The following is an 11,752-nucleotide window of genomic DNA, read 5'->3' on the forward strand; positions in this document are numbered from 1 at the left end:
GCAGCGCCGGTCCACAATCAGCTGCCAGACTTTTAATCTGCTTGTCTAACAAAGCTAGCGCAGCCTTTAAACTATAAATTATAAGCATTCTAGCAGCAGTCATATTGGTTAGGACAATAGGAGCTTCGGGAGCTCTGGAGCAAGGGAGGCAGGAATGTAGCTTTCCTAAATGCTTACTGCTATATAGACGTAGGGCAGGCGTCCCGCCCCCCCTGAAGGTCTAATGTCCTAATCTAAGTGACTACTGCTATAAATTACACAAACATCTCCTTGAAGAGGATAATTAAATGTATTGCAACAGGGCGTCAAGTTGAGGTAGATAGTATTTTTTCCTGTAACTGAAAAGGCTTCCCTCGTTCCCAGGCGGAGCCTGGGAACGCCATCCGGTCGGCTCTGTCTCCTTTGGGCAGATAGGAAGATTATAGCAGCAGTCATATTGGTTAGAGCAATAGAAGCTTCGGGAGCTCTGGAGCAAGGGAGGCCGGAATGTAGGTTTCCTAAATGCTTACTGCTATATAGACGTAGGGCAGGCGTCCCGCCCCCCCTGAAGGTCTAATGTTCTAACCTAAGTGCATACTGCTATATCTGCCTGTTAAGGCCGTCCATGAGGATAGGCCCTTCTGCACAGACAAGCAGATTAAAAGCAGAACAGCTTACTGTCCTAAGAAAAGGCGCAGGACAGGCGGTCCCTCCGATAGCGAAGCGGGACGGGACAGCGTCCTTCCTACCGTCCTAACCTAAGTGAATACTGCTATAGCAGCAGTCATATTGGTTAGGACATCAGTGACCTAGAGAAAAAGGCGTAGGGCAGGCGTCTCGCCTGCCCTCTCGATCTAATGTCCTAACCTAAGTGCATACTGCTATAAAAAGCAATTGAACGGCAATCTTTTCAGGAGAATCGGGCTGGCAGCAGGAATGCCCGTGCCGGCATCGCGCAGCGCGAAACATGGCGGCGGTGCTTCGCCTGCACGACAGGCATCTTACCTGTGATTGAAGTGTGGCGAACGCCACTGTCAGCAGTTAAAATTGAGCGGCAGCGTAACGGTAACAGTAGTGCCCCGAGGCAAACCCCCCTCACCGGCGTGACTTTTCAGGGTAATAGAACCACCGTGCGCCTCCACCGACTTCTTGACAATCGCCAAGCCCAAACCGGCACCCGGCTTGTTGCCTACATTGCTGCCGCGATAGAAACACTCAAACACGCGCGGCAAATCTTCAGGGGGAATGCCGGTGCCGGAGTCACAGATGCGGAAAATAGCGACTTTCTCCCCTTCCTGGTGGCAAGTGTCTGGAAACGCCTGTACCGGCGGGTTCGCCCCTATCTCCGCGCCGGGTTTGAGATTTCCAAACCCGCCCCCACCCGGCGCGGAATCTCGCCGTGCAGACTGCCGGCAGCGGAGTGCTCGCTCCTGAGCGATCAGTTGAAAGTGAATCGGGCTGCCCTCCGGGGAATAGTCGATGGCATTGCACAGCAAGTTGCTAAAAATATATCGCAACAGCTGCGCGTCCATACAAGCACCGGTAAAGTCGCCGCGACTGACAAAACTGATCGGGTGCTGGCTGCCATTCCGGACAGCCGCCGCTTCAACCAACTCCTGGCAGATATTTTCCAGATCCACCGGCACCGGATGGCACTCCAGCTTGCCGGATTCAGCCCTGCCCATGACCAGAATATCATTTAACATCTCGGTCATGTGCAAAGCAGCGGTTTGAATCCGCTCAACATGTTTGAGATGTTTGTGGGCGGCCCCCTTTTCCAGGTAAAATTCCAGCAAGTCAGCCGAGGAGAGGATAGCCGACAGGGGCGTCCGGAACTCGTGAGAGGTGAGAGTGATAAAGCGGGCTCTCAGCTGCGAGAGTTCCTTTTCTCGAGTCAGGGCTTTGCAAATTTCTTCCTCCGCCTGCTTTTGCGCGGTAATATCCGCCCGGGAACCGACGAACTCCAGCGGGTTGCCATTGCCGTCGCGGATCAGCCTCACTGAGTCGCGCACCCAGCGGTAAGTGCCATTTGCGTGGAGAAACCGGTAGTCGAAGGTGTGACACTCTCGCTCAACGATCTCCGACACGGCGGCCAAAACGCCGGGAGCGTCTTCCGGGTGGATGTGGCGGGCCCAGAAACTGGCGTCCTCTGTGAATTGCCGGGGCTGGTAGCCCAGCATTGCCGTGACGCTGGCGCTGATGAAGTTCGTGGCGAAATCCCCTGAAGCGCTTGCGCTGTAGATCGCAACTGGGCTCGAAGAGAGCAAGTGCTGGAGTCGCGCCTGCAAACAAGTGGCGTGCGCCGTCTGCACCCGCAGCGCCTCCTCCATGCGCACGCGCTGCGTGATGTCGGTGGTTAAGCCATCGATGCGCACCGGCTCGCCGCTGCTGTCGCGAACCACCCAAGCGCGATCGCGCAGCCAGCGCACCTCGCCAGAAGGCCAGAAAATGCGGCACTCTATGTCTTTCGAGCCGGTTGCCAGCAACTGCTGCCAGCTGCTAACAGCCAGATGCCGGTCATCCGGGTGAATAATATCCAGCCAGAGGGCTGGATTGGCAAAAAATTCCTCTGTCGGGCGTCCGTAAACTGTCTGAGCCATCGGGTTGAGGTAAACCAGTTCGCCGGTATGGACCGCAACCGACCACACCACATCTTGCAGCGAGTTGAGAATGCTCTCCAGTCTTGCTTCCGACTGTCGCAGCGCTTCTTCTGCCCGCTTGCGGCGAGTGATGTCCCGCGACACGCCAATGATTTCCACCGGCTCGCCGGTTTGGGCCGCTTGTAGAGTGCGGCTGGTGGTTTCCAGCCAAACACACTCCCCATCCTTGCGGGTGATGCGGTAGCTGACTGTTTGAGGTTCCCCAGAGCGCAGCAAGGCGGTGTGAGCGGCTTTAATCGCCCGCAAATCGTCCGCGTGGACAAACTCACATACAGAATGGCCTGCCAGTTCTTCCGATTCGTACCCCAACAGCGACCGGCATGCCGGTGAGACGTACAGCAAAATTCCCGCCGCCGTGCTTGTGGAAATCATATCCGTGGCGTTCTCTGCCAGCAGCTGGCACACCGCTTCTGGATTTTGCCGCGTCCGCTCCAATGGCTGCACCGGCTCTCCTGTGCCGGTTGCCATTGCGCCTGCGGTGTGATGTTGCGTTTCCCATACGCGCACCGGGGCACCGTTTTCAACCATTCCGGCACAATTATTCAAAGCGCATTTGGGATTCTCCAAACCGTCCCCCGATTCGGCGGACATCCCTTTTATCAGGCAGCCAGAACCTATCGAGCTAGGCATTGCCAGCGCCAACTCCCAACCGCCCTCCTCCGGGGCTTTTAGGAATTCCCGGCGAGCGACTGGCGCAGGAGGCAATGCCGCCATCTCTCTTGAGAGAGAAAAACACTCCCCGCTATAATATTTTTCTACTAATTTACCTGCCCCCCTGACTGCCCCCAGGCGTCGGTCGCAGCACAGCAAGCGCAAGGCGTTAATCGCCTCTGTCCCTACCGCCGCTTCTTGCGTCACCGGCTGCGCCATCTCCGGTGGGATTTCGCTCTGGTGGCTATCCCACAGGGCGCTGGTGGCGAGTTCCCCTGCTTTTCTCTCGGTAAACATACCTAGCACTTTCCCTTTCTCCCCCACAACCAAAACGCAGATTTTCTTTTTCTCGCCAAGCGGGGCGAGATCGTCTTTCACCAGTATGGCGGGGGCGACGGAATGGGCGTGCCGGTCCGTCCCTGGCTCTAAAGATGCTGAATAAAAAGCTGTTTTGTTATATTGCATGGTTAAATTGTATGCTTCGGGCTTGTGAGGGAGCGGGCGCACAAGTGTATCCTATCAAGTATCTTCCCGCCGTATTGCTAACCTTTCCAACTCTAACTGGGAACTTGACTCGGGCTGTTCTAGATTCTCTCGCCCAGATGCGCTAGGGTCTGGGCTGAACAGCGAATCAGCTGCTGGCAATTGCCATAACTTTCCCTTTCGTTCTTAACAGTCCCCGCTAGAAAGTTGCAGAGTTTCGGCTGTGAGAAAAATTAAATGCAGACGCTCGTGAAAGTTTAGCTTTTTTATATCAGCTATCTTTTTTTTTGTCAAGGGAGTAGGGGAAAAAAGCTGTCAGACAGTCAGGCTGGCTGGTGGCGCTGGCATTTCCAACTGAAAGCCCTGACAGAAAGCGAGCTGGGGCCTGAATGTCCCCCAACAGGTGCCGGCGGTCAAGTTGCGAGAGTGCGGTCGGGGCCAAAAGGCATGACTGCGTTAAAAGCAGCGTTTTCCACTAACTACTTAGTTAAGCCGGAACAGGGTATAAAATCAAGGGACTTTCCCCCCCTATGTCCCTATCCCCCTATTCCCCTCCTCCCTGTTTCAAGTGTCCCGCTTTAAGTGGGCAGCCTAAGGGCTGCGCGGCAGTGTTTGTGGGGTGAAAGAGAAGGGAGGCCCGGTTAACTCTCTATCCTGGAGATTCAGCAGTGCGTCACCCAAAACCCCACGTCTTATGGGCGGCAAGGATTGCAGGGGTTCGCCTTCTCTCTGAAGCATACTAAATATTAGCGATTAGCTCCCCCTGAAAACATCCGTGATTCTTGACAGATCGCCCTCCGCCTACGAAGTGGCACCTCCGTAAAAATACGGACACGCTGTTTGCCACTTTTAGATATAGGGGGTGGGGGGTGCCTTGCGCCCGCACGCTGGCTTTGGACCGGGAAAAGGAGAGAAAATTTAATCACCGATTTTCGCAGGCCCAGCCGGAGAGCGCGTTCTAGAAGTATGCACTTAGGTTAGGACAGTAGGACAGGCGAGACGCCTTTCCTAAACCTTTTATCCCTACGCCATTGATGTCTTAACCAATATGACTACTGCTATAGAACACACACAGAGATTTGAGGACAGCTCGATTGGCCAGATAGTGGCTCTTTGAATTTTCCACTGTCCCAATAGCGGGTTTATGCTATCGCCAGACTGGAATGGCGAGCGCATGGGATTTTCCTAAAAGCTTTGCGGGATACTGCCTCTATCATCTTTGACGGGGATAGTGCTATCGTTGCACTGTCCAGTAATATCCGGAATAAGTCGGAAAATGTATCAGGAGACGTTTTCCAGCTTGTGAGATCGGCGATCATTCAGTTTGAATGGTGAGTACCTGCGGCGGGGTGGCATCTGGGGGATAGAGGAAGTCTACTTGCACCAGCCGGCGACTGCCCGGAGGCATGGCCAGCCGCACCAGGGCGCGGCCTTGCTGCCCCCGGCGCTGCACGAGATGGGCGTAGCGAGTCTGGGGACGCCCTAGGTCGTCGCTGTAGCGGACTCGCACGGTGCCCCGGAAAAAGACTTGGGGGGGCGGCGGTTCCAGGAAGCGCAGTCCCGGGGTGGAAAGCCGGTCTTCTTTCACCGGCGTCTGAATGGCCAGGGTGACGGCGGCTTGCCTGCCGGTGGGGTTGTGCAGGGGCAGGGTGAGGGCGTAGTGAATGCCGTAGTTGCCGTGAGCTTGATAGGCGGTGTCCGGGTAGCGCACCAGCATGGGGGCGCTTTGCACTTGGCCTGCGCCCAGCTGCCCGCCCCGCAGGGTGGCGATGGCGTAGGAAAAGGCTTGGCCCGGTTGCGGGATGGTGAGATCGGGGGCACCGGCACTGTCCACAATCTGCGCCTGCCACTGGGAGCCAGAGGCGACACCGGCAGCGCGACCGTAGATAATATTGCCGGGAGCGTCTGGGGGAGTGGGGGGCCGGTCGCGGGGTGCCGCTAAATCTCCGGAAACCAGAAGGGTTTGCCATTCTTCGAGTGCCGGTGCCCGCTCGCTGCCGTCGGGGTTTTCCTTGGCAAACAGGGCTAAACTGGCCATGTAGACGGTGCCGTCACTGCGCAGCCGCATTAAGGTTGACCGGCCATTCAGCGGGGGGGTGAGGCCCCGCACGGGGATGGGGTGATTGATTAGCATCTGGCTCCCACCGGGCGGAATCACCAATTGCGGGGGCCACTCGGCTTGTCGCTGCCCGCGCAGGATGTCGCTCATCACGCGGCTTCCCGGGCCGGCATAAACGCTGCCGTCTGGATTTTCTGCCACATCGGGCAATTGGATAAATGGGGCGTCTGGTTGCGACAGATAGCTCGCCGCCTGCAAGATGTCTACTGTTACCGGCACTGGGCCTGGATTGTGGGCGATGACGCCCAGGTACAGGGTGCGCAAGCTGTCAGGCGGTTCCGCTCTGGCCACGTGGTGGGCGAACAGGTCAAAGCGCCCCCGGAAGGGGAAGTTGAGGTGAGCTGCCGGCACTTGTTTGCCGGTCGGGGGAAAGGTGGAGAGCAAAATCCCTTCTTTGAGTACCAGTTCCGGGCTGTTGCTGTTAAACACCGGCACGCTGTCCAGTTTCCCCGGCAGGGGGCGCACTTCCTGGGGCTGGAGGATTTCTTGGGGCTGCGGTGCCGGTGCCGCTTGGGCGAGGAAGAGACTTGACAAAAAAGGCAGCATGTATTTCTGGGCGGAATATTTCTGCGAAAGGCGCAATTCAGTGTGGGGCGGAGGGGGCATTTTTGGGTAGAGCAAGGGAGAGCCGGTTGCCGGGGGCGGCTGTGTTTTTCTGTTTTGTCCTCTTTGCGAGAACCCGCGCCAGCTTTAGATACAAGGAGATGCCCTTGCTTCTACAGGGCACGATGTTTTTTACAATTAACCCCAATCTCTGCACGGGCGGCTCTTTTCCAGATCGTTCCCGCACGAGCATTAGATATAGTAATAGACAGCTCAGTAATGCACAAGGCATCTCACTTGCTAGTAAGGACGGGGACAGGCGAGACGCCTGTCCAACGTCCGCGCCCTAAATGGCTACTGCTATATCTGTAAACCGCCGGAGATGATATTATAAGATTTGCTGGCCTACAAAATCTGGGGTTCGCTTGCGTCCAACGCTGAGAAGCTCCCACAGGAGTGACAGCTCGCTTACAGGATCGCCGGCTCTTGAACTGCGCGCTTTTCTTTGCTGGAGTTTACCATAACTTGAATGATTAATGACAGTCCTGCAAACCAACCCTTCCGCTGCCGGCGGAACGGGCAACTGTCCCAACAGAAAAGGCTCGACATTGCTGCCCGAGCCTTCTGAGGTTAAAATAGAGTAAGTAAACCAGATAGAAGCTCGCCGAGTGTGCCACCCATCTCCGGTGAGCTAAGACACACCGGCTTCCCGGATTTAGCCTGAAAGCTTAGTAACGGCGAGAGAAGCTGTTATTTCCCTTCCGGCGATCTCCGCCACCACCGCCTTTTTGCTCTTCGCGAGGCTTCGCCTTGTTAACTCTCATATCCCGCCCCATCCACTCAGCACCGTCAAGCGCTTCAATGGCTGCCGTTTCTTGCTCTTCTGTCGCCATTTCCACAAAGCCAAAGCCGCGAGGGCGACCTGTTTCACGGTCAGTTGGTAACTGAACCCGCTTCACCTCACCGTATTCTGTAAAGACAGCGCTGAGGTCCTCTAGTGTGACTTTGTAGGAAAGATTACCTACATAAATGGACATAAACTGTCTCCAAAATCAATAGGATTGTAGAGATTCAGATTTCGGAGAGAAGCATGTTGAGACCAAAAGCACAAAGCCAGTCAAAAAAACAAACGCTCACAACCGAATCATTTCTCATCATACATGATAGCACACTGCGGTCGCTCTCGGGGGATGTTTTCCCAAATTTTAACAAAACTTAACATTAGGCTGGGGAGAAAGCGCTGGCAGAGGTTGGAGGAAAGCTGGAATCCGCCACGAGTTGCGGAGCGGGTGGACAGCAACTGGCGAACCGGCGCTGGCATGCTGCACTGGGACTGCTGTCCGAAAATCGAGATGCTGGCCGGCGGCAGGGGCGCGGTTGGAGATATCCTTAACCGCCGGCACAGAGGTCAGGTGGGCCCGCATCTATTTGTGGGAGCTACCGGCACTGGCGATAAATACTCAGGCTCTGGGTGCCGGTGAGGCCGGTGGGGCCAGCTGTGCGGTGCGATCGCCCTGCAGCAGCGCTGCCGGCAGGAGAAGAGAGTGTTATAGCAGTTCTCCTTTATCTGTAAGAATAAAGTTGTTTAATAAACCGCCGCCGTGAAGGAGTGCCAAGAAAAGAAAAGAGAGAGGGTTTCAATTATTTAACCCAAGTTGCTACTGTAGGAGGTTCTGCCTCCAAAACGGCGTTCCCAGCCTGAGGCTGGGAACGAGGGGAATTTTAGTGGGTGAGCTATTAACCCACCTAGAGATAGGGCAGCATCACCGCAAATGTTCTGGAACAGTTTCGGGCACAACCCAGTAAAAAAGGTAGTGCTGCTTAGCCGGCTCTCGCAGCATTACCGCACGTTCAGGCTTCCAGTCCCCCATGCCGTAGTTGTGGGAGACAATGCGAGTGCCGGGTTTGAGCTGTTTGAGGAGCTTGGGGCGGAGTTTCAAGTTCACTTCAGGAAGCAAGTAAAGCGTCACAACTGTAGCTTCGCTCAGGTCAGCCTCGAACAGGTTTTGCTGCGAGAACTTCACGCGGTCAGCCACACCGGCTGTTTGCGCATTTTCTCGACTTTGCTGAACAAGTCGCGGATTAATCTCGATGCCAACGCCTCGGGTGCCGAATTTTTGTGCGGCGGTAATGACAATCCGCCCATCGCCACTGCCTAAGTCGTAGAGGACATCATCACCTGTCACCTCCGCCAGTTTCAGCATTTCCTCTACCACTGCATCGGGTGTTGGCACATAGGGCACGTCAGAGAACCCTTCTTGAGGTCGCAGATCCGGCGCGGGTGTTTGAATTTGAGCCCGGGGTTGGCGTTCAGTCGCCCCCGCCGCGAACTGGCGGGGCGATCCAGCCGCTAATGCCAAGTTTGGATAGACAGTATTTTCCCCTGCGGCTGAAACGGCTTGACTGCCGCCTTTTTCAATCCCAAATCCAAAATCCCAAATCCACAATTGGTATAGGGCAACACCGGCACTAGCAACCAGCCACAGGATTGTCCGTCGGAACTGCATGGCGTGTTTCTCCTTTTGAGGGGGTTCATCAATTTGAATCAGCAGCAAAAAGCTTGTTGAGATTGTAGCCGGTGGGGCGAATGCCGGTTGCAGCCGGACGATAAGAAGTTGGGTTCGTCCCAGAGCGGAACTGTGCAGAGAGAGCGCCGCACTATTGCCACCCGTCTGGGGGGAGATTTATAAAAGTGTGGTGTTGCGGTGTTGTGAGAGGGAGGTTGGGGGGTGGGGGGTGTGGGGATTGGGGGGTGAATCCTAGTGGGGGGAAAGTGAGGGAGATCGCTGACCCAGCCTGAATGTATCACACCCCCAGAAAGCGATCCGTCAGCGCACAAAGTTATTCAGTGGTGTATAATACTTTGCAACTAGCAAAGGAGTGCATCAATATGGCTAACAGTTCCAGCAAGGTGTTGCGAATGAACCCTTTTACAACCTATCGCGATCCTGTCACCGGCAAGTGGCTGGTTGTGCCGATGGGGAACTCAGGCGGCGAGCCATCGCCAGCCCGCCATCTAGAGAAGCCGGCGCGGGCAATAATCGAACAGGGAGCCATCGATTCCTTTGTGCGATCGCAGGCATCATCTCAACACATCTCCCAACACGCGCCGGCGCACTGAAGGGTGGCCACACACCGGCACCGGCAGAAAGTGATCCAGCAGTTTTACTAGCAAGTGGGAGGCTGCGGTTGCGTGCGGGGAGCAGTCCCATTTTTGCAATAAAATCGGTGAGGGGTTGCGCCAGGGTGCACCGGCGCAACCGCCGACCTTTTGGCTCACCTTTGGGCGCTAGCCTTTGGTATATTGACAGAAGTGTGAGGCTTCTCCCTATTTGTGAGGTGGTTTCCCAGACATGCAGCTTGAATCTCTCCTGCGACTCGGGCGCGTGATTCGCGTCATAGGTTTTGACGACGCACCCTTCTCTCGCCGCGCCGGCAAGAGCGTGTCAGTAGCCGGTGTGGTTTGTGGCGGAACTCGCTTTGAGGGCATGGTCTGGGGAGAAATGGAACCAGACGGTTTGGATGCAACGGAAACCATCTGCAAGTTATTGATTGGCGGAAAATTCCTGCCGCAATTACATATTTTACTGCTTGACGGGATTGGGTTCGGCGGGCTAAACTTGATTGACCTGCCGGAACTGGCATCGCGGCTGGAAATTCCCTGTGTGGCTGTCATGCGGCGTCAGCCCGATTTGGCGGCGATAGAACAGGTCATCCGCCGGCTGCCGCGAGCGGAGGAGCGCCTGCTTTTCTTGCAGCGTGCCGGCACGATTCACGCCGACCCGCCGTATTTTTTCCAGGTATGCGGTGAGTCTCCCGAGGTGACAGCCGCAGCGCTGCGCCGGCTGACGGATTGCGGGAATGTTCCAGAGGCTTTGCGCCTCGCACATTTGATTGGTGCGGCGGTGATGAAGGGAGAGAGCGGCTCCTCCGCCTAGTCCGGACCGGCAGGAAAGCCGGTGCTGCCAACTGTTCCCAAAAAGACGTAGGACAGGCGTCCCGCCTGTCCCCAAAAATGTCCCAAAAAGACGTAGGACCGGCATCTCCCCTGTCCCCAAAAGACGTAGGACAGGCGTCTCGCCTGTCCCCAAAAGTTACAATTCATTTTTCGCCGCCAATTATTATATAATAACTATAGGTAAAAAAGAAATCATCGAGGGAGTATGGAGAACAGCTGGAGAAAAATTCGGGCGCGCTGCCGGAGAATAGTGTTAGGGTTGGGTTGGCTATGGCTGTTGGGGCTGCTGAGTGGCGCACCGGCACTGGCGATAGGACTAACGGTGAATTACAGCCACGCCAATCTGAACAATCATGACTTTTCTAACCAGGACTTGACAGGTGGGGTGTTTGTGGAAGCCGAGATGCGGGGGGCGAACTTTACCGGTGCCAACCTGACGCAGGCAATTTTGACCAAAGGGGTGCTGCTTCACGCCAATCTGGAAGGGGCAAACCTCACAGAGGCGTTGGCAGATCGGGTGTTTTGGGTGGATGGGAACTTGAAGAATGCGATTTTAACGGGAGCGACTGTAACTCGCACGAGCTTTCAAGGGGTAGATATTACGGGAGCTGACTTTACGGATGCAATTCTCGACCGGTACGAAATCGCCCAGCTGTGCAAACGTGCTGATGGGGTGAATCCAGTCACGGGAGTTTCAACGCGAGAGAGTCTGGGGTGCCGGTGAATATCTGCCCAGTCGTGTAGATAGAATTTAAAAGGCACAAATTATAGCAGTATGCACTTAGGTTAGTACATGGGCATCATCGCATTGGGCATTGGGCATTCCTGGTAGGGGCGGGTTTACTAACATCTGGTATAGCAGTATGCACTTAGCTTAGAACATTAGACCTTCAGGGGGGGCGTCCCGCCTGCCCTACGTCTATATAGCAGTAAGCATTTAGGAAACCTACATTCCCGCCTCCCTTGGCTGTAGGGGCGGGTTTACCCAAAATGTCTCTACGAAGTTCAGATGTGGGTGAACCCGCCCCTACAAACATTTTCAAGTCAGAGCCTCCTGAGGCGCGTTCCCAGGCTCCGCCTGGGAACGAGGGATAAAGGGAGCGAAGTGCCGCCGGCTCACCCGATTCTAGAGCCGATAGCTAAACCGGCTCACGAGAATGACTCAATTTTGCGAGCGCTTCTTCGGCGCGGCGGCGCACAGAAAAATCCTCATCCGCCAGCAGCTTCTGCAGCCCTTGCCGCACCGGCTCTGTAGCCTGACCCAACTTGACTAGCGCCTCGGCAGCATTCAAACGCACTCCTGAATTGCTATCCGCCAGCAGCTTCTGCAGCCCAAGCACCACCGGCTCAGTGGCGCTG

The 11,752-nt window shown here is 55.6% G+C and carries 10 protein-coding genes and 1 pseudogene; 5 read left to right on the plus strand and 6 right to left on the minus strand.

Features of this window, described 5'->3' with window-relative positions; translation table 11 throughout:
- Positions 1–1,013: 1,013 nt before the first annotated feature.
- Positions 1,014–3,755, minus strand: a complete 2,742-nt coding sequence (locus OSC10802_RS45055; protein WP_017720867.1) for a sensor histidine kinase — start codon at positions 3,753–3,755, stop codon at positions 1,014–1,016.
- A 1,135-nt stretch (positions 3,756–4,890) separates the two neighbouring features.
- Here OSC10802_RS45055 and OSC10802_RS55100 point away from each other — a divergent pair.
- Positions 4,891–5,036, plus strand: a pseudogene (locus OSC10802_RS55100) (RNA-guided endonuclease TnpB family protein); the annotation flags it as partial.
- A 52-nt stretch (positions 5,037–5,088) separates the two neighbouring features.
- Here the strand turns inward: OSC10802_RS55100 and OSC10802_RS0132105 are convergent.
- A complete protein-coding gene (locus OSC10802_RS0132105) occupies positions 5,089–6,438 on the minus strand; it encodes a DUF3370 domain-containing protein (RefSeq protein ID WP_017720869.1) in 1,350 nt (449 codons plus the stop codon).
- Between the two features lie 725 nt (positions 6,439–7,163).
- A complete protein-coding gene (gene rbp, locus OSC10802_RS0132110; RefSeq protein WP_017720870.1) occupies positions 7,164–7,472 on the minus strand; it encodes an RNA-binding regulator in 309 nt (102 codons plus the stop codon).
- A gap of 123 nt (positions 7,473–7,595) precedes the next feature.
- Here rbp and OSC10802_RS0132115 point away from each other — a divergent pair, with 123 nt between their 5' ends.
- Positions 7,596–7,916 carry a hypothetical protein gene (locus OSC10802_RS0132115; RefSeq protein ID WP_017720871.1) on the plus strand — a complete coding sequence of 107 codons (321 nt, stop codon included), beginning with the start codon at positions 7,596–7,598 and terminating at the stop codon, positions 7,914–7,916.
- A gap of 282 nt (positions 7,917–8,198) precedes the next feature.
- Here OSC10802_RS0132115 and OSC10802_RS0132120 read toward each other — a convergent pair whose 3' ends face one another.
- Entirely contained in the window at positions 8,199–8,942 is a 744-nt protein-coding gene (locus OSC10802_RS0132120) for an SAM-dependent methyltransferase (protein ID WP_026099001.1), read from the minus strand.
- Positions 8,943–9,325: 383 nt separating this feature from the next.
- On the opposite strand from OSC10802_RS0132120, the gene OSC10802_RS42825 reads away from it, so the two are divergent.
- Positions 9,326–9,556, plus strand: coding sequence for a hypothetical protein (locus OSC10802_RS42825; RefSeq protein ID WP_155968979.1), 231 nt, complete (start codon positions 9,326–9,328; stop codon positions 9,554–9,556).
- 232 nt (positions 9,557–9,788) lie between these two features.
- Positions 9,789–10,373 carry an endonuclease dU gene (locus OSC10802_RS0132130; RefSeq protein WP_017720874.1) on the plus strand — a complete coding sequence of 195 codons (585 nt, stop codon included), beginning with the start codon at positions 9,789–9,791 and terminating at the stop codon, positions 10,371–10,373.
- Here the strand turns inward: OSC10802_RS0132130 and OSC10802_RS51775 are convergent.
- Positions 10,370–10,540 carry a hypothetical protein gene (locus OSC10802_RS51775; protein WP_155968981.1) on the minus strand — a complete coding sequence of 57 codons (171 nt, stop codon included), beginning with the start codon at positions 10,538–10,540 and terminating at the stop codon, positions 10,370–10,372. The genes OSC10802_RS0132130 and OSC10802_RS51775 overlap by 4 nt on opposite strands.
- Before the next feature lie 103 nt (positions 10,541–10,643).
- Here OSC10802_RS51775 and OSC10802_RS0132135 point away from each other — a divergent pair, with 103 nt between their 5' ends.
- A complete protein-coding gene (locus OSC10802_RS0132135) occupies positions 10,644–11,117 on the plus strand; it encodes a pentapeptide repeat-containing protein (RefSeq protein WP_369797138.1) in 474 nt (157 codons plus the stop codon).
- Between the two features lie 415 nt (positions 11,118–11,532).
- Here OSC10802_RS0132135 and OSC10802_RS0132140 read toward each other — a convergent pair.
- On the minus strand, positions 11,533–11,752 hold a 220-nt coding region (locus OSC10802_RS0132140; protein ID WP_198525335.1), incomplete at its 5' end, for a HEAT repeat domain-containing protein.

Origin of the sequence: Kamptonema formosum PCC 10802 (assembly GCF_000332335.1) — a bacterium.
GTDB lineage: Bacteria > Cyanobacteriota > Cyanobacteriia > Cyanobacteriales > Oscillatoriaceae > Oscillatoria.